This is a genomic window from Acutalibacter sp. JLR.KK004 (assembly GCF_036941085.1).
Taxonomy (GTDB): Bacteria; Bacillota; Clostridia; order Oscillospirales; family Acutalibacteraceae; genus Acutalibacter.
Map to the genome: position 1 here is coordinate 2,558,888 of NZ_JAYMNQ010000001.1, position 18,669 is coordinate 2,577,556.

The following is an 18,669-nucleotide window of genomic DNA, read 5'->3' on the forward strand; positions in this document are numbered from 1 at the left end:
CTTTTATTGTACCCTGCAATCCTCCTGATATGCCCAATCCCACTACCGGCGATAAACCAAGAATCACTCCCGGAATGTCACTTTTTTATTTTCCTGTACTTCCAAACCCATCTGTGCCGCGCTGCTCGCCAAGCTCTGTAACAAAATCTGCGATCACAACCGGAGTAATTACAAGCTGGCCCACGCGGGAGCCTTTGGAAAGCTCCTGGGTCTGGCTGCTTACATTGCTGATGATCGCGTGAATCTCCCCGCGGTAGCCGGAATCCACCGGCGGCAGCTCACAGACCAGCCCTTTTACCGCCATGCTGGTGCGCGGGAATACATAGCCCGCATATCCGTCCGGCACTTCAATCCCAAATCCAAGAGGGACCTTTGCGATCTCGCCCGGCTGTAACGTACAGTCATAGGGCATGTAAACATCCGCGCCGGCATCGTTCCCATGCGGACGGAAAGGGCGGCGGTCCTCCGGCACGCCAAAGTCGATCAGTTTGATCTTCATGCGCCGCCTCCTTCCAAAAGCGCCGGATAGTCCGTTTTCAGAATATCTCCAGGCGTCATATCCGCTTTCAGTATGTTTCCGCAGGTCATTTTCCCCTCCAGGCATTTGTCCTGTTGGCAGAAGGGGCCTGTGAAATCAGGGGCAAACAGCACCGGGCTTAAAGTATAAAGCTCCTGCCAGATTTTCAGGAGCACGATCCGGGTCTCGTCCGTATTGCGCCGGCATACCCGCTGGCCGATGATGTGTTTCCACTGATAGGGCGTGGCGCTGATAACCAGCACATTCCGAAGTCCCTGAGGTGTGGCATATCCCGCCGCGTCATGGCCGATCCCCTCGGCACACAGCTTTTCGTAACAGCCCATGCCTTCGTGGCAGCTTTTTAAATACAGTTCCCGGACCGCAGCCGTGGCGGTTATAATCTCATAAGGTATGGCAAAATCCGCCTGCCCCGCATAATTGCTGTACTGTAAGGACGCGCTCATAAACTTTACTTCGTTCTGGTGCCTGGTGATCTGCGATAGGAACCTCCGGCTTGCCCCTACAACGGCGACGGTGATCACCGCAAATTTCTGGACCGTCGGGTGGGGAAGGGCGCTGATGGCCGCCACAGTATCATCACTGAACGATTTTTCATAAAGGGCCATCAGGTCGTCCATTGTGGAGATCTTATGTCCCCTCTGGGTGAGCCGGGCGGCAAAGACCATGTTTTTCTCGGCCTCCCTGGCCGCCTGGCAGTTTAATATTTTTACTTCAATCCGTTTGATTGGTATGTCCCTCCTTTACAATGGCTTTCAGTAAGAACAGATAGTTGAGGCTGTCTGTGATCTTTTCCTCCCATGTGCTTATCCCGTAATCCGTATCATTGTCAAAGCACATGTCATACAGGGAAACGATATGCTTCGCCAGCATCCCGGCAAGGGCACGCTCCGGCGTGGTGTGCTGCAAGGCTGCCGCCGCCTTAAAAGCCCCCAGCCGGTCCGTATCGTCCCCGGTATATTCCTTCGTTTTCTTTTGCAGTGTGTCGGCACAGAGCCGCACCTGCGCGTCAAATACGGCATTGACTTCCTGCTGTGTGATATGGCATCCCTCCTTTGAAAAATGGATTGTCCCGAATACTGTATAGAATCCGGGACAGTTTTACTTGAAGCAGAACAAAATACGCACTATATCCCTTATCCACCGTATTTCAGGCGCTCGGCAGATAAATCCAGTCATGCATCAGGCACACGCTGGGCTCGTCCTCCCTGGGGACCAGGTGGTAGGTACATTCCCCGTACACGGTCCGCTTGTCCTCGATCTCCATGCCATACGCCTTGTAGAAGCGGTATTCCAGGTTGGAAATGATACACCGCAGCGTCTGCAGCGCCTCCCGCTGTGAAGTCACGATCAGGTCCCGGTCAATGCTGCGCTTTAAGAACAGCAGGGATTTATAAAGCTGTACCTCCGTCCGGTAAGGGCGGTAATCCTCATGCTCCAGCCATCCGCTAAAGGCTGCCGGCCCGCTCTGGACCACATCACGTTCCGGGTGGTAATACTCGTAGCAGTCCAGGTTTGCCGTATTCAGAAGATAGAGCATTTCCCGGACCTCATTCTCCGGCATGTCATAGAACCGCAGAAGGGAGCGGTACAGATGGACGTAGCCGGGTATCGAAACAATGGTATTCACCATAGAAAAATCCTCCTATATAGCAGGTGCGGGAGCAGACAGCCCCCGCACCGGTTTCCAATATCCTTGTTAATCGTTTACAGCCGCCAGCTTTCCCATGACGATAAAGCGGCTCTTACCTCCGGGCGTACAGGTGGAAAGGGTCAGCACCTTGTCACTGGAAGTCACCGTAACATCGGTCTCAATGACAGACCGGCCCGCCATTTCAGAAAGCCATGTGGTGTAGGCCCCGTCATCCTTCCAGCTAAGCCTCCAGGGGGAGGCGTCGCTGCCGGACTCTCCGGGTTCTGCCACAAACGCCGTGAAGATTTCCACGGTATAGCCGCCGCCAGGGGTGACAAGGTACATCTGCGGGTGTCCGTCAAAATAGCCCTGTTCGCCATATTCATTCAGCGCGGCGAACATGGAGCCGTCCCGCATGTTGTGGCCGTAGATAATGGTATTTCGGTCTGAAAAGTCCGCTTTATTCTCATAATCTGCAAACAGGCAGCCCACCTTGTTATAGGTGCCGTCATACAGATGGTGCAGGTAATATTCGTTATCGTCTCTCTGCGTTACCGGGTAGTTGATGGCCGTATCGGGAAGGCTGAGCCACCCGATGATGTCCGGCCCGTTTTCCCTGAGGGCTTCAAAGTCAACAACAGGGAGGACCGCGCTGGAATCCTCCCTGCCTGTTTCTTCCCCTGTCCCCGGTCCTTCCGGCTCCCCGGCCTGCTCCGGCACTTCCACATGTTCCGCCAGCCCGTCATAAGTTCCGGCGCTCTCGGCATACTGGCTTAGGTCGCGGACGATCAGGAAACCGCTGCCAAGAGCCAGCAGCCCGCAGAGGGAAAGTACCGCAATGCAGGTGGTCTTTGCCCTGGCGGTATTTCTGCCGTGCTTTCCCTTTTTGAAATAGGCCGCAGCAGACAGCCCGCCGCCGATCACAGCCAGCGCCAGGAGCCCGCCATACAGGAAGATAAAATTATCATCCCCGGTCTGCGGTACCGCTTTGCCCGGATTGGACGGTGTGGACGGAGTGGATGGGTTGGACGGTGTTTTCGGATTGTCCGGGCTGTCCGGCGTTTCCGGTTTCTCCGGTTTTTCATTGAAGAACTGGACCGTTGCGGTTTCGTCCGCCTTGACCTCCACCGTGGCAGCGTCAGGAATGATATAGTCCCTGCTTGCCCGGTTGGAGATTTCCGTTACGGTATAAATGCCAACGCGCAGCCCCTTGACTTCGATCACGCCGGATTTCGGGGAGGTAAAGGTCTCACAATAGGAGCCGTCCGCATTCTTGACCTCAAAAGCAAACCCATCCTTGCGCCCGTCACTGGAATCCTTCGTGATCTTCAGGTTCCCGCGGTACGCCTCATTGGTAAATCCGCGCCCGGCCTCGCCGTTTTCCACAACGGCCACCTGGCCGTCCTCGGTGATCTCAAAATAGTAGGCGTTTTCATCCATCTGGTAGCCCTCCGGCGCCTTGCTTTCCTTCACAAAATAGCCCTTTGCCAGAAGGTTCTCTGCCGTATGGTAGCCCGCATCCGATTCTTTCAGTGTGCCGATCTTCGTATCTTCGGAATCAAATTCCTTATTGCCGTTGGCATCCTCATACAGATCGAACACCGCGCCGGAGAGGAAACGCAGGAAGGTGTTGTTATCCTTGTCCTTTTTCTCCACAGAAGAAGGCTCGTCTACCGCTTCGGTTTTCATCACCTGCACGCTGCCCCGGATCAGGGTGTTTTCCACTTTGATTTCAATGCTCTGGCCGTCCACACCGATATAGATATGGTGCTGTTCGGGGCTTACCGTATAAAGCGCCGGGGAGGAAATTTCCTTTACGATCCAGTGGCCGTAAGGGATATTCTCAAAGACAAAGCTGCCATCCTCGCCAGTAGTAACGGTAAGCAGCGCATTTTCCCCGGTAAATTCCTCGGTATCAGGCTTAAATAATCCCATGACCGCGCCGGCCAGCTTCACATCCTCGCCGCCATCCGGGTTTTCGCCGGTTTTCACGCCGTCCACACGCCCGCGCAGCAGGTCATTGGGAACCGCCCCGCCCTCATTTACAAGAACCTGCACCAGCGCCGCCTCCTGGCCGGCATATTCAAAAACAACCGGATATTCCGTATCAGGGAGGATATAAGCGCTGTTTGTGGTACGCTCCTTCACATAGTAGCTGCCAAAAGGCAGGTCGGAGGCAAAGGAAGCGCCATAGCCGCCCGCCTCATTCGGGTCAATGGAAACCACCTCCAGAAGCCCGCCTGCCGGGATCACGCTGCCGTCAAGGGCCGTCAGATCAGCGGAAGCATACAGCCCGAAAGAAATGTCTTTGTATTCCTCGTTCATGCCGAGCCCGAAAAGCTCGTCCGTTTCCAGCGCTTTAGACAGGCTTACCGCCACCTTCTGGCGCTCGTCATAGAGGCCGGCTGCGGCATGTGTCACTTCCACGGTTTCCCCCGCATAAGTAAGCTCCGCGTATTCCGGCTGGGTGTTTAAGACCATCCCCTCCGGCGCCTGGCGTTCCTCCAGACGGTAACGGCCCAGGTACAAAAGCCCGCTCTGTGCCGTTCCATCCTCCCTGGTGGTAAGGGTCTCCACGACGGCATCCTTTGCCGCCCTGAGCGTACCGTCGCCGGTATAAATATCTTCATCCGCGATCACGTCATAGACTGCGCCCGGAAGCCCCATGACCTCATACACCGGCTGGTACAGGCCGCCGTTCTCCTGGACGGAAGCGAATACCTCGCCGGTCTTGGTAATGGTAAGCTGCCCCTTCTGCGGCATATTGTGCTGTGTGACCGTGACAACCGACTCGCTGCCGTCAATGGTAAACGGCACCGGCTCACTGGAAAGCACATAACCGTAGGGCGCCGCCACCTCATACAATTCATAATCTCCGGTGTGCAGAGGCTCCGGCAGCATCAGCCAGCCTTCATCCGAAACATAGAAGGTATCAAGGGTTTCCGGGTTCGGGTAGTAGATTTCCTGGGTGACAAGTTCCCCGGTGGACAAATCCCTGATCTGGAAGCCGGTGCCCGTCATCGGGATAATATTGCCGGTCTCCGCATCGCATTTCTCCACACGCAGCCTTGCGGTAATGGTACGGTTATTCAGGATATAGCTGTAAGTCTGTCCGTTGGAGGAAACAAAGACCGTAAAATCCGGGATAAATGCCTTCCCTTCCTCGCCGGAAACCTGATGCACCGTGTAATGTCCGTAGGGGAGCATTTTGGAGGAAGCGAAGCCGTCCCCGTCCGTGGTGAGCAGGTCACGCTCGCTTTCCTTCGCTGCGTCATAGCTGCCAGCCGCTTTCAGATAGACCTCAAAAACTGCGCCGGCCTCCGGGCGCTCAATGACGCCCTCATTGGGCTCGTCCGTATTTTCATCCCCGGACACATCCGGGTCCAGGTCCTCCGTATGCTTCACAAGCTGGATGTTTCCGTAAATGACCGTTTCCGTGACCTGGTTCTCGGTGGTGTTCAGCTCCACTTCATAAAGCGTGGGGGAAGCGCCCACCTCATAGACCGTATCGTTTAAGAGGTAGCCGGTGCTCGGCTCGATCTCCCGCACGGTCCAGTTATCGCCGCAGACATAGTACCGGGTCATAAAGCTGCCGTCCGGCCCGGTAGTGTAGGTGTCTACCAGCTCGCCGTTGTTATAAATTCCGTAGGCTGCCCCGGCAAGGGTGGCGTCGCCCTGGGCGGTGCCGGTGTCTGCGTCGCTCTTTACCACATGGACGCGAAATTTTTTCAGGATATTGCTGAAATGCACCGTGGCGGTCTGGCCGCTTTCAATGGTGACATACTGCGCGGAAGGGGTCACATAGCGGTCCACCGGCAGCTCCTTCACCAGATAGGTGCCGGGCAGCAGCTTTTCCTTGATCTGCCCGTTTTCCCCGGTAGTGACGGTTTCATCCACCTTGTTCCCCAGGATGTCCGTGCCGGAGATTTGGAAAGGAATCCCGGACACAATGCCGTCCTCGCTGGTCTTGACAATCTTTGCGGTGCCGTAGGTCTCGGTCTTGATCTTTACAAAGAAGGAGACCGGGTCGCTGGCGCCGGTCATCATGGTCTGGTAACCCGGCCTCCCCCAGATCAGCATGTCGTTAGCAACCGGAATATCCTTTCGGAATTCAAAGGTGACAGGGTCCATGATCATGTTCTTGCTGGTGAACGTGTACTTGTTCCCGCTCCTTGTGGCGGAAACGCCGCTGCCTTTCAGGGTCTCCAGATCGATTTTCAGGTTATTGGTGTCCGTGACGGTCAGGGTATAGACTTTTTTCTCCGTGTCCCATTTCAGCTCCAGCTCCGGGGCTTCACTTTTCTTCGTGGAAGTAAAGGAGGGGACCGTGGAATGGGAGGCGACCTGTGAAAGAATCCAGTTGTAGGCTTTTTCCGCAGGACGTCCGGCAATCACGCTGAAATACTGGTCTGCATTTGCCTGGCCGTTCCCATGCCGGCTGTAAGGGTCGCTGCGGAGCTGCTGCTGGTATTCCCAGAGGATGATCTGCGTCGCCATTTTATAATCGTCCTCGTTAATGCCGGACACAGGAAGGGAAGCGCCGGGTTTCCAGCCGTAGATCGTCGTCAGGGTAATGCCCCGGCGTGCTTCTGCCGGAAGGAGGTTTAAGTAATTGCTGTTCGTACCGCTTTCCGATGTATAGGTATTGTCAGAAGTATTATAGGCAATGCCGCTCTCCACACAATAGACCTGCTGGCTGCTCCCGTCCGAAGCTGTCAGCATATAATGCCGGTAAGCGCTGCCCCCGGAACTGCTGCGCACATCCATCGTCCCGTCAGAATTGTAAACAAGGTAGGTGTAAGGCGCCGGCGCATAATAATGCCGCCCGTCAGAACCGACATACTGTTCTCCAAGCCAGGAGCTTGCTTTCTGTCCCGGCGAAAACGCAAACGCCTGAGTAGGGATCAGCCCAAAGACGCATACTGCGCAGAGAAGAAATGCCAGCAGCCGCTTTAGGCCGCTACGGTGATGGATTGTTGTTTTCTCCATGTAATATCCTCGCTTTCTTAAAATACTAAAGGACAGCTTTACTCGCTGTCCTCCTGTTCATTGTTGATCCTGTCCTCAAAATCGTCCTCGGAGAGAAATTCCGTCTCGCCGTAAGCCTCATCCGGGTCAAAGCCTTCGCCGTACCCGTCATCCTCGAAATCTTCGTCATTCTCTGCCTGCTGTTTCGGACGGACGATCTTCACATAATAACCAACACCGCCTACTGCAAGAAGGGCAATGATAATAAAGATGATCGTGCCGGCGCTGCCCTTGTCCTTTTTCGGCTGCTCTGCCTGTGCGGGTTCCTCCGTTTCCGCAGGTTTTTCTTTCCCGGCACAGCCTTTCAGGTCATTCTTGCAGACCGGGCAGGCGGTATTGACTTCCCCGGCTGCGCATTTCTCCGTACAGGTGCAGACATCCTCTGCCGGGATCGCACTCATGGTGTCCTCGCTCTTTTCCGCCAGCGCCATCAGGTCAGCCTCGGTAACGCCGTTCAGGAAGTAGACGTTGTTGCCGTCCCGCTTTCCGTCAATAATCAGATAGAACACATTCCCGTCCTCGGAGGTGATGGTGTAAAACTGTTTATCCCCATCTTCCCCGGTGGCCGTATCTAACACCGTGCCGGTGCCCTCCGGGGTAAATGCGCCGTCCGGGATAGCGGAAGCGGATTCCGTTTCCTCCTGGGAATCGGGGCTGTCGCCGTTTGTGCCGGAGGCTGTATTACCGCCGCCATTGGCACCCGTATTCGTACCTGTATTAGAACCATTCCCTGAATTGCTGCTGCCGGCATTGCTGTTTGTGCTGCCGGGGGAAGCAGCCTGGGCCTGCACAGGTTTTGCCGCCGTGCCGCCCTGGTTCTGCTGCGTTGCAGTCGCAGGTTTTTCCGTGGGCGCCGGTTCCTCATAATAGGGATTCTCAAACTTCACAGTCTTTGAGCGGTTCCCGGCATAGTCCTGGGCGTACACGCTTACCTGCTTTTCCGTGCCTGCATAATCCTTTAAGGCAACGGAAGCCGCCCCATTGGTTAGGGAATTGATACGGTTCCCGTCCACAAATACCGCCTCCACGCCGGAATTATCGTCGCTGCTTTCTATTTTCAGCGTGTCGCCGTCCAGGGAAGCCGTAAGTTCGGGCGGCGTGGTATCTTTGTCCCCGGCTGCATAAGCCGTCAGGGGCAAAGATATGGCGCTTATGACAAGCATAAGCGCCAGTAGCAGAGAGATTTTTTTAGTCCTCATTCATATCCTCCTGTTTCTGCAGCGTGCCATCCCCGGACGGGGCGGACTGCTGCGATTTCAGAAATTCGGCCAGCTGCTGGGGGGTCAGATGGAAGCTGCGGGCAATCGCCACATAATCGGTATTCTCCAGCTCCGTTTTCTGCTTTTCCAGGTCGCGGAGCTTGGCCTGCATCTCCGCAATCTTTGTTTTTGTCTTGTCGATCTCTTTCTCCAGTTTCTCAATCTTAGGGTTCAATTTATTACCTCCAATCTGTCTTTTTGCAAAACAGTTTGATAATAATAAGCTCCATAATTACAATTAAGTTTGATAATTTACTCCAAAACTTAATATCACGAAGCCATGTTGCAGAAAAGCAAAGAAGCATAATAAGAACCGTGCTAGGGGAATCCTGTGCTGCCGTATCACTGTTTTCGCAACCGGCAAATATATCTGATCCATAAGTTTCCGTCTGCACCGGCGCCGCCTGCCTGCGGTTCCTTGAAGTGCCGGAAGAAGGGGCGTCCCTTGCCCGGCGCAGGTCATAATCCGGCTCTCCCTGCCGGGCCGCCATGCGGTCCTCCCCGTGGGAATCCCGCGTCGGCATCCGGGCATCTTTCTGTTTCCTCTGAAAATTCCTGTCACGCGCCATTGCCCTCACCTCCAATCGCTTTCAGGGTATTTTTGTTTCCTCATGCCTTCGTCCCCGCCACTTCATCAGGCCGTGTTGTAAGTACGCTGTACAGCAGGGTATCCTTCGGAAAATGATCGACAAAGGGGATAATCACATTCCCAAAGAACAGAAGCCCCTCGCCGGGGCCGGAATGGGTCACATAGGAAAGCTGGTGCGGGGAAATCCCCAGCTGCTTCGCCAGAATCTGCCGGTCTCCCTGGGCCTGGTTCAGCATGTAGATAAAATCCGAGTTTTCAAAAATATTCTCGATCTCACGGGAGGCCAGCAAATCCTTCACGTTCTGCGTCAGGCCGCTCGGTATGCCGCCCCATTTCCTGAACCGTTTCCAGATTTCCACGCTGAAACTTCCGGTCTGGCCTTTCAAAAGGAGATGGAATTCGTCAATATAGAACCAGGTCGTCTTATGCTTGGAGCGGTTGGCCGTGACACGGTTCCACACGGCATCCTGCATAATCAAAAGGCCGATCTCTTTCAGGGCCTTGCCCAGAGACTTTAACTGGAAGCAGAGTACCCGGTGGTTGTTCATATCAATGTTGGACCTATGGTTAAACACATTCAGGGAGCCATTGACATAGATTTCCAGCGCCGTGGCGATATTCTGCGCCTCCGGCTCGGACTGTTTCAAAAGCAGCCCGTACAGGTCTCCCAGGACCGGCATATTTTCCGGGCGCGGGTCCTGCAGGTAATCCCGGTACACCAGCCTTGTACAGCGGTCAATAATGGTCCTCTCAATCGGGGAAAGCCCCTCCTTGCCGCCGATTACCAGGTCGCATAGGGACAGGATAAAATCGCTTTTCAGCGTGATGGGGTTTTCATCATCCGAATAGTCCAGGTTAATGTCCATCGGATTGATATAGTTGGTGGAAGTCGGGGAAATGTCAATGACCTGCCCCTGGGCGCCGAACTGCTGTACTAAAGGCCCGTACTCATTTTCCGGGTCTGCAATGATGATGTCATCCTCCGTCAAAAGGAACACGTTGACGATCTCACGCTTGGCGGAGAAGGACTTGCCGCTGCCGGGCGTCCCCAGGAACAGGCCGTTTGGATTCTTTAAGTTCTTGCGGTTCGCCATGATCAGGTTGTTGCTTAAAGCGTTCAGGCCATAATAAAGCGCCTCGCCCTCCTGGAACAGCTCGCAGGTCGTGAACGGCACGAAAATGGCGGTGCTGCTGGTCGTAAGCCCCCGCTCAATCTCAATCTGGTTCAACCCTAAGGCAAGAGAGGACATAAGGCCTTGTTCCTGCTGGAAGTCCAGACGTTTCAGGGCACAGTTATATTTCTGCGCAATGCCGGAGGCAGACAGGATGTCATTGAACAGCTTCTGGCGTTTCGGCGCGATGTTCTCCACCAGTACCGTGACTAAAAACATACGCTCATTCCGGCTCTGCAGATCCTGCAAGAGATTTTTTGCTTCTTCGCCATAGGTGGCAAGGTCGGTAGGTATGATGTCCATGTCATACCCGGCACGGACCGCTTTCTTCTGTTCCTCTATGGTCATTTTCTGCAGGTCGGACATTTTGCGCTTGATATTCTTGATCGCCTGGGCCTGGTCGATGGACTGGATATGCAGGTTCACCGTCACGGCGTCGTCCAGGTCAAGGAACTCCGCCAGCAGCCGGTCCGTCAGCTCCGGCGCTAAAATCTGCAAAAAGGACGCCGCCCCGGAATGGTCGGCCACCCGGAAGGTCTTTCCGTCATTCGAGAAGGACAGGCCGGAGGGCGCAATAAAATCTTTTGTGGACAGCCCGGTTTTCGGGAGGTCCGCCCAGGTAAAATGAAACTTTTCCTGCCCGTCCGGGTGGAGCTGGCTGTGAAGGAGCTCCAGGCGTTCCAGCCCGTCTAATGGCTTTGCCTGGGCTCCCAGGGCCTTGAAATTCGCCAGCACGTCGGCCTCGATCCGCTCCAGGCGCATCTTCGCGGTGCGAAGGTCGTCAGCCTCAATGCCAAAAGTGATATATTTCCGCTTGGTAAGACCGTTGTTGCCTTTTTGGAGCTGACCTTTCAGCATATCCCCGTACTCTTTGCGGATTCCGTCATATTCGTCGCCACGGATGGGGATATCAATACTGCGGGCGAAATCCTGCATGTTGGCCCGCTGGTTGATAAAGGTAAGCTGCACATGGATCGAAGCGTCAAAATAATTGAGGAAATCACAGTAGCCCTCAAAAATCTGCGCCTTGTCATCCGCCTGTGCGAGCTGGTAGTTAATATCAAAAAACTGCACCGTCTTGGTGTAGAGCTTATCCGTCAGCCGGCAGATCCCGTCACGATACATTTCTTTATAGGGAATACTCTGCTGGACCGTCTGCGGGGCGTCCGATTTAAGCCCACTGAAAAAGCCACCTTTCCTGGACGGCTTTATGCGGGAAGCATTACGCCCGCCTGTTTTTGCGTCTGCCCTGGCCTTTTTTGCCTGCCTGATGTTTCTTTGCAGACGTTTTTCCTGGGCTTCCTGCTGTCTGGTTTTTGGCAATCCTCGTAACCTCCTTCTCTGACATGGATTTATACAAATTTTCCGTCCGGTATGGCCGTTTCTTCGGCCAGAGCTTATAGCGGAGCCTGTTTTTCAGAAGTTTCTCCGCCGACTGCCCGTCCCGCTCATACATGGCGAAAAAGAAAAAGGGCATCATAAGCCCGATCATCAACAGCACCGCCGCCGAGTTTCCGATAGCGCCGCGGGTAAGGAAATATACCGGCAGCCCCACCAGCGCGGCCAGGCTGAAACAAATAAGCTGACGCTTCGTCAGGTTAAACGCCAGCTTGGTCTTGACTTTCGTTAAGTCTTTGGGTACAGGTACATAGGGCATGTAAATTCACCTCCATTCATGCTGTATATCACTTATTCCGTTCCTGCATCGTGATTGTGGATTCCACTTCATTGCCCCACACATCCCAGCCGGGGGTCTGCTGCCTCGCAAAAAGTTCTACCCTGGGCTGGTCGCCCATGAGCCTTACGATCTTATCCCGTACCTCATCCGGTTTCTTACTGTGCTGCTCAATATGGGAGATTACAAACTGGTGGATTCCCGCGCACTGGCGTTTTGGGCGCCCGCGTGTCGCCAGAAGGCATACCTCCGCATTAGAGCGGGTCCAGAACCCCATCCCGTAAAACCAGGAATCTGCTTTCCGGTTCTGTTTGAGCCAGAGGAAGGCCAGCGTCTTATATTTGAACCCCCATGCCTCGATTACCCGGAAGGCTTCATTAAGCTGTGGGAAGGTGGCCCATAAGAAAAGCGCACTGTCCATGGCCGCAAGGTCTGCAACCGGCAGCGCGCATATATCGTCCATGCTCATGGTGGGGTAGTGGTTTTCAGCCACCCCGTTGCCGCGTTTCATATCATAGCGCCAGGGCGGGTCCGCGTACACGATGCCATATTTTCCGGCCTCCGCCATTACCGGGCCTGCTCATTCTTGGCCGGGGCGGATTTTGCCGGGGGCGTCTTGACCTTGCCGGCATTTTCTTTCAGCGCGCCGGTCAGGGAAGGCTTCTCCGCCGCCCCCTTTGTCGCTTCAAGGGTGGCCTGCAGGTTTTCAATCGCCTGGCCGTACCCTCCGATCAGGGCGTCGTTAAGCTGCCTGCGGAAATCCGCCGTCACCGGCCAGCAGACATCCCTCCATTTTCCCTGCTTATCCTGGGTTGAGGGCATGTTGACATACAGGCCGTTCTCGCCGGAGCAGATACGGAAGCCGTCGATCTTGAAACAGTCCCCGATCGTCACATTGGCGAAAGCCAGAAGGTTCCCCATCGGGGCAATCGGGCGTACCGTTACATCCAGCTTCAAGCCCTCGCCCGCCTGGGCCTCCGGCTGCATGGTTTCATGGTTGGTCTTACTCATATAAAAAAATCCTCCTTCTTGTTAAAATAGGTCGGTTACACACTAATGCGAGTTAAAAATACTTTTGGATAGCGAGCCTGTCTTAAACAGGGCAAAGGCCAGCAGGACCGTATAGCCTGCCGTGCCCCAGATCGCGCCGTGGATGTCGCCGGAAGAAGGGATTGACTGGACCAGCGCCGCATAGATCGCGACGCAGACCATAATCAAAAACCCCTGGAAACCCAAAGCAAACAGGGAACGCAGGTAATTCGTCCCCATCTGCCCAATGCCATTAAGTTAAGCATTTTGTAAAAAGATAAAGAAACCGGCAAAAAGCCCTTGACAAAATGAGAAAAATATGCGGCGAAGCCCCTTGAAAAATAAAAACTTCAAGGGGCTTATAAAATGAAACAAACCGCAAAAAACTTACGAAAAAAGCTGCTGTCTCAGGTAAGGAAAATGGGAAAGAATCCCCAAATTTACGCCAGCCGGCCGGGACGGGATTTCACCCGCCGCAGGGCGCTGGATTTTGAAAATATCATTTTCTTCTTGCTCACCATGAGCTGTGAAAGCGTGGGCAAAAATCTCATGAAAGCTTTCCGTTTTCAAGAAAAAACACCTTCTGCCTCCGCCTTTGTGCAGCAGCGGAAAAAGCTTTTGCCTAAAGCCTTGGAGGACTTATTTCACAGCTTTTCAAATTCACTTACCCCCGAAAAGAAGTACCGGGGATATCGGCTGCTGGCAGTGGATGGAACGTCCTTGAAATCATCAGCATACCCTGCAGATTTGCTTTCTTATCTGCCCGGAACAGACCGCCAGCACGGTTGGAACAAGCACCTGATAAACGCTCTTTTTGACTTGGAAAACGGCATTTATACAGACTTAATTGTCCAAAAGGAACACGAGAAAAATGAAGGCAAAGCTCTGTGTGAAATGACAGACCGTTCGCGGATTTCAGAGCCGGTTATCCTTTTAGCTGACCGGAACTATGCGTCCCTGAACAACTTGGCGCATCTGGAAAACCGGGGATGGAAATATGTCATCCGCCTGAAGGAAAGGGATTCGGTTTTTGGTGTAAAACTTCCTTGTTTTCCCGAATTTGATATACCCGCAAGCCTCACTTTGGGGCGCCTCACAAAACGAAAACTGGAAACAAGAAATATCCCTGTTCCGGCAGATTATTATAAGCTTACAAGTCAGCGTGTTTTCGATTTCCTGCCTGTAGAAAGCGTTGGCTTTTACCGGCTTTCTTTCCGTATCGTACGCGTAAATTTCTGCAATGGAAAAACGGAAACCTTCCTGACAAATCTGAATAAAAATCAATTTCCGCCCGAAACTTTGAAAGCTCTTTACGCCAAACGCTGGGGCATCGAAACATCTTTCCGCAGCCTGAAATATTCAGTGGCGCTCATTCATCTCCACTCCAAAATTCCAGAACTTATTTTACAGGAGGTTTTTGCTGCTTTCCTGATTTTTAACTTTGCACAGGCAGCAGCCTGGAACGTGAAGCTTTCCTGCCACAACACAAAACAAAAACAGCGCCTCAATTTTTCCGACGCTGTCTTTGCCTGCTGTGCTTTCTTACGGAAACCTTTTCGAGAACTGGAAGGGTTGCTTTACAGAAAACGCTTTCCGGTAAGGCGGGGACGGGCTTTCCAGAGACCTGTTTCCTCGGGTAATCGGATTTCTTGGTTTTATCTTCCGGCACGATAGCGGGGCTCTTTGGGGGCGCTTAACTTAATGGCATTGCCCCATCTGCCCCCATTCACGGTTTGCCATTGTGGAAAACGGTATGGGTGCCAGGCTGACCGTGAGATATATTTCAATCATGCGGCCATACACAATGACAAAGATCACGATGGACAACACCCACATGCACAGGTTGATAATGTTGGTCTCCAGCCACAGGCCGATCAGTTCCCACATCCCCATTGCTTCAAGCTGCGTCTCCAGGTCGGCCAGCGCGGCGGTAACGTCCATGCTCCCGTTTATCACGCCGGAGCTTTGATTCACCACATGCTGGGCGATGTCAAACACCGCCATGACGATGGTAAAACAGTTGGTGAGCAGGTATGTGGCAACAAAGGTTTTGAAAATCCACTTGAAGATGTTGAACGTATCAAAATCCAACGCGTTTTGTCAAGTAGGTTTTTCAAATAAATCCAAAAGCAGGACACAGCAAATTTTATTCGCTGTGTCCTGCTTTTGAAATGTATAGCTTATGATAGCTTATGTATGCACTATCAAATAAATGTTAACAAAGGGCATACATTAGAAATTCTAGTCACATTAGTTAGAGGAATCGTCTGGTATTAGAAGTCGGCGGGCAAACAAATCGTTGATAGCCCTTTTAACATTGATCTCTTCGACCCCATAATATTTCAATTGCATAGCATAGATCACAAATTGTAAAAATATAAGATCAAGCAGAGAAAGACCTATAAAGTCCCTATCCAAGTCCCCGTGTGCAAAATGATTTCTTTGATCTGCAAGCCGTGTACCCATCTCGGAATAGTTCAATGTTTCATGATTAAGTGCATATAAATTCTCTCCAAAAATGTCAACAATTTCTCCATAGTCGCGACCTATCTGTTCAATTTCGGATTGCAAAGAATCAGATTTTACTAATTTAAGCAAAAACTTGTACTTCTTCTTGGCCTTTCCTGTATTGCTTTTTACTAAGTTTTGAAGAACCTCTGAGACTTCGGTTTCAACCTTTGTTGTTTCTTCATTTCTAGGAATTCCTTGAGGATAATTCCTATGAAACTCCCATTCAAATGCTGCAGTAATCATTATGAATCGAGCAGCATCAATGGGCGAATGTGAATGAGGCAAATGCCTTAAATAGAGCATATCTGAAGCAATATCAGATAGAATAGCACCTTCAGCTCCAACAATATACTGTTGTTGGATATACTTACCCTTTTTCAGTTCATCTAACTCAGTTTCCTTGTCTTCACCGAGGACATACAGAACCGCAAAGTTTTCGTGTTTTCCATCTTCGCACGGGGCATCTAATTCAGCAGTGGGGAGATACACATTTTTTCTGTAACAGAGAAAACAAAGAAAATTTTTAGCAATATGCCATAATCTATATATAAATTCAAAATTATCAGTAGATTCAAATTCAAACATAAGCGAAGACTTTAAAGACAATGGGGACTCGCCCAACTTAGTGCTAATGCCTCGTGAAACGCCAAAATAAGCAGATACTATTGTTCCATCAACATTAAATTCTTGCTTCTGTGTAGTTGTAGCATCCCAGTCTTTAGTTGTTATTGTCAAAATGCCTGTTTTATTAAATTCTTCAATACTTTCACCAAACGTAAAACTAAAGGAACTGTTGATAGGATGGATACAGTCAATTTCTGAATTACTGAATCTGATTCTGTTTATCGCGTTTCTCTTATATTTACATAAAATATACGCCTGTATTTCAATAAGCAGAACACAATTTTCACTGCCGATATTCCGCCCTTTTCTTGTTATAAAAATTATTTGTTTAGCCGATTCATTGCATTTGCCTAACAAATGAGATTCTTCCATAACCGGAATATTCATAGTGTATGCACCATTACCAAGTGGCCGTGTCAAAAAGTCTCGATACACATCTTGAACTTTGTCCTTTGGCGGAACCAGCCGCAGTTCATTTCCGTTAAGTATAAAGTTGAATTCAATTCCTTTATAATCCAAAGTCCCAGTGTATATTTCCTGTACTATTTCCATAAAACATCTCCATCCATTGTAAGACAATTATTGACCACAAGTGCCTCGATTCTATAAAAAGGCACCGAGACACCTGTGGCTTATACTAAGGTCCTAAGTACGCAAACAGTAAGCGTTTCAAATTGCCCTAGTTAAATAAAGAATTTGATTTTTGATGTCAACCCGGTCAACATCAAAGCCAGCATTGTAGATCACATTAGAGATCGGGCGGTTGTCGCCTGGATACCAATAGGAGTAGAATTTGAACGCTGACTTGCAAAGGGGCTTTCCGATTACCCGCTCAACATCTGAGAAAGAGAGGGTAACGCTGTTCTCTGTCTGCTGGGAAAGGTACTCGCCCAGCGGGGCAAAGCTGGTATTCACCGCTACATACCGCTCCTGGGACGGTTCTGCGGCGGGCAGTTCGGCCTCCGGTTCGGCAGGTAGCTCCACCAGCCCGATGAAGTTGAAATAAACATCGACACGCTGCTTGCGCTTGTAGCGGCCTACACTCACACGCTCATGGACAACGACCTTTTCCACAAACTCATTGAGCATGGGCGTGGTCAACTCGTCAAAGCTGGTGTAGCGGTCAACCAGGGCCATAAACTTGTCCACCCTGCCGGTCTGCTCCTGCATCGTTTCCATTTCAGCGGCCAGCCGTTTCAATTCACCTTCAAGCTGTTCCTGCTCCGCTTCATACTGCTGGGACAGTTTCAAGAAACGCTTGTCGGTCAGCTTGCCCGCAACGTGATCCTCATAGGTACGCTGAATCAGCACATCCAGTTCATCATACCGCCGCTGGCCGTCCGTCAAGGCTTTCCGGCTCTCCTTCATCTGCTGTGCCTGACGGTCAGAGGTTGTATCCATTACCAGCCGCTCAAAGGCTTCTCGATTGGCTTTTGCATACTCCGAAATGGAGCGCAGCGCCGATAGAATCAAATCCCGCACAACCTCCGAACGGATAAAGTGCATCGTGCAATCACTGGTACGCTTGCGATAGCTGGAACAGGCATAGGAATCCTTGAAATGGCCTTTTCCATTATCCCCGCGCTCGTTATACAATCTCGCGCCGCAATCGGCACAATAGAGAAGTCCTGTCAGCGGATTCGCTTCTCCAAGAATGGTCGGGCGGCGTCCGGTTTTGCGGAGTTTCTGTGCCGTCTGAAAGGTTTCCTCGTCAATGATCGGTTCTTGGGTGTTCTCAAAAATCACCCAACTGTCTTTGGGGGTAAGATGCCGTCGTTTATCCCGAAAACTGGTCTTTTCTGTCTTGAAATTGACGGTATGGCCCATGTATTCCATGCGGTTGAGGATGTAAGAAACGGTGGTTCCCCACCAGCGGCAGGGGTTTGCAAAATCGTTGTTGCGCCGGTTCCCTGCGCCGCGCTCCGCAAGGTAGGCAGACGGGCAAAGGATACGTTCCTTTTCCAGTATTGTAGCAATCTCATAGGGGCCTTTGCCGTTAATGGTCATGCGGAAGATACGGCGGACTACCTCGGCAGCTTCATTGTCAATAATCCACTTCTCCGGGTCGTCCGGGTCTTTCTTGTAGCCATAGAGCGGATGAACGGCGGTATGCTTTCCAGCCATACCCTGGGCGCGTTTGATTGCCCGAACCTTCTTGCTGGTATCTCTGGCAAACCACTCGTTCATGATATTCAAAAAGGGGGTAAAATCTGTCTCTTGTTGGTTTTCACTGTCGATTCCGTTATTAACGGCGATGAAGCGGACACCCTTCTGCGGGAAGAAAATTTCCGTATAAAATCCCACTCTTAGATAGTCGCGGCCCAGCCGGGACATATCCTTGACAATAACGGTTCCGACTTTTCCTGCCTCAATCTCCGACAGCATCTCCTGGAAACCTGGACGCTGGAAATTCGTTCCAGAGAATCCGTCATCCACAAAAAAACGGACATTACGGAAACCATGGTCAGCGGCATACTTGGAAAGCAGTTCCTTTTGATGAATAATAGAGTTACTATCACCTTGTAATTCATCGTCGCGTGATAATCTGGTGTAGATTGCTGTGTCCTTTTCCGGCTGTCTTGTCATAGCGCAACTTCCTTTCAAGACAGCCAGC

The 18,669-nt window shown here is 51.8% G+C and carries 16 protein-coding genes and 1 pseudogene; 1 reads left to right on the forward strand and 16 read right to left on the reverse strand.

Going from position 1 to position 18,669, the window contains the following annotated elements; all coding sequences use genetic code 11:
- Positions 1-85: 85 nt before the first annotated feature.
- The 13 genes and pseudogenes from VSQ30_RS13890 to VSQ30_RS13950 all read right to left on the reverse strand — a co-directional run.
- A complete protein-coding gene (locus VSQ30_RS13890; RefSeq protein WP_004083327.1) occupies positions 86-499 on the reverse strand; it encodes a dUTP diphosphatase in 414 nt (137 codons plus the stop codon).
- Entirely contained in the window at positions 496-1,269 is a 774-nt protein-coding gene (locus tag VSQ30_RS13895; RefSeq protein WP_502876282.1) for an FAD-dependent thymidylate synthase, read from the reverse strand. The genes VSQ30_RS13890 and VSQ30_RS13895 overlap by 4 nt, the downstream gene beginning before the upstream one ends.
- Positions 1,250-1,537: a hypothetical protein gene (locus VSQ30_RS13900; RefSeq protein WP_016219331.1), complete on the reverse strand. Its 288-nt coding sequence runs from the start codon at positions 1,535-1,537 to the stop codon at positions 1,250-1,252. Before VSQ30_RS13900 ends, VSQ30_RS13895 begins: the two co-directional genes overlap by 20 nt.
- A 148-nt stretch (positions 1,538-1,685) precedes the next feature.
- A complete protein-coding gene (locus VSQ30_RS13905; protein WP_161930566.1) occupies positions 1,686-2,168 on the reverse strand; it encodes a hypothetical protein in 483 nt (160 codons plus the stop codon).
- Between the two features lie 66 nt (positions 2,169-2,234).
- Entirely contained in the window at positions 2,235-7,157 is a 4,923-nt protein-coding gene (gene srtB / locus VSQ30_RS13910) for a class B sortase (RefSeq protein WP_334464652.1), read from the reverse strand.
- 38 nt (positions 7,158-7,195) lie between these two features.
- Positions 7,196-8,395, reverse strand: a complete 1,200-nt coding sequence (locus VSQ30_RS13915; protein ID WP_334464654.1) for a DUF4366 domain-containing protein — start codon at positions 8,393-8,395, stop codon at positions 7,196-7,198.
- On the reverse strand, positions 8,385-8,630 hold the full coding sequence (locus VSQ30_RS13920; protein ID WP_004083315.1) for a DUF4315 family protein: 246 nt from the start codon (positions 8,628-8,630) through the stop codon (positions 8,385-8,387). The genes VSQ30_RS13915 and VSQ30_RS13920 overlap by 11 nt, the downstream gene beginning before the upstream one ends.
- Before the next feature lie 4 nt (positions 8,631-8,634).
- The gene (locus VSQ30_RS13925) at positions 8,635-8,946 is read right to left on the reverse strand and encodes a hypothetical protein (RefSeq protein ID WP_334464655.1); all 312 of its coding nucleotides are present in this window, start codon (positions 8,944-8,946) and stop codon (positions 8,635-8,637) included.
- Positions 8,947-9,064: 118 nt separating this feature from the next.
- Positions 9,065-11,428: a VirB4-like conjugal transfer ATPase, CD1110 family gene (locus VSQ30_RS13930; RefSeq protein WP_350339959.1), complete on the reverse strand. Its 2,364-nt coding sequence runs from the start codon at positions 11,426-11,428 to the stop codon at positions 9,065-9,067.
- A gap of 10 nt (positions 11,429-11,438) precedes the next feature.
- Positions 11,439-11,873, reverse strand: coding sequence for a PrgI family protein (locus VSQ30_RS13935; RefSeq protein WP_334464657.1), 435 nt, complete (start codon positions 11,871-11,873; stop codon positions 11,439-11,441).
- Between the two features lie 28 nt (positions 11,874-11,901).
- Positions 11,902-12,459 carry an MT-A70 family methyltransferase gene (locus VSQ30_RS13940; protein WP_334464658.1) on the reverse strand — a complete coding sequence of 186 codons (558 nt, stop codon included), beginning with the start codon at positions 12,457-12,459 and terminating at the stop codon, positions 11,902-11,904.
- Positions 12,459-12,902 carry a SpoVG family protein gene (locus VSQ30_RS13945; RefSeq protein WP_016289158.1) on the reverse strand — a complete coding sequence of 148 codons (444 nt, stop codon included), beginning with the start codon at positions 12,900-12,902 and terminating at the stop codon, positions 12,459-12,461. Before VSQ30_RS13945 ends, VSQ30_RS13940 begins: the two co-directional genes overlap by 1 nt.
- A gap of 42 nt (positions 12,903-12,944) precedes the next feature.
- Positions 12,945-13,166: pseudogene (locus tag VSQ30_RS13950) on the reverse strand (hypothetical protein); the annotation flags it as partial.
- Positions 13,167-13,286: 120 nt separating this feature from the next.
- On the opposite strand from VSQ30_RS13950, the gene VSQ30_RS13955 reads away from it, so the two are divergent.
- Positions 13,287-14,594, forward strand: coding sequence for an IS4 family transposase (locus VSQ30_RS13955; RefSeq protein ID WP_334461212.1), 1,308 nt, complete (start codon positions 13,287-13,289; stop codon positions 14,592-14,594).
- A gap of 24 nt (positions 14,595-14,618) precedes the next feature.
- Here the strand turns inward: VSQ30_RS13955 and VSQ30_RS13960 are convergent, their stop codons facing one another.
- From VSQ30_RS13960 to VSQ30_RS13970, 3 genes are all read right to left on the reverse strand, one after another.
- Positions 14,619-15,011 (reverse strand): VirB6/TrbL-like conjugal transfer protein, CD1112 family, encoded by a 393-nt coding sequence (locus tag VSQ30_RS13960; protein WP_502876259.1) that lies wholly within the window; start codon positions 15,009-15,011, stop codon positions 14,619-14,621.
- Positions 15,012-15,170: 159 nt separating this feature from the next.
- Positions 15,171-16,607 (reverse strand): hypothetical protein, encoded by a 1,437-nt coding sequence (locus VSQ30_RS13965; RefSeq protein ID WP_334464659.1) that lies wholly within the window; start codon positions 16,605-16,607, stop codon positions 15,171-15,173.
- A 117-nt stretch (positions 16,608-16,724) separates the two neighbouring features.
- A complete protein-coding gene (locus VSQ30_RS13970) occupies positions 16,725-18,641 on the reverse strand; it encodes a recombinase family protein (protein ID WP_334464660.1) in 1,917 nt (638 codons plus the stop codon).
- Positions 18,642-18,669 lie beyond the last annotated feature (28 nt).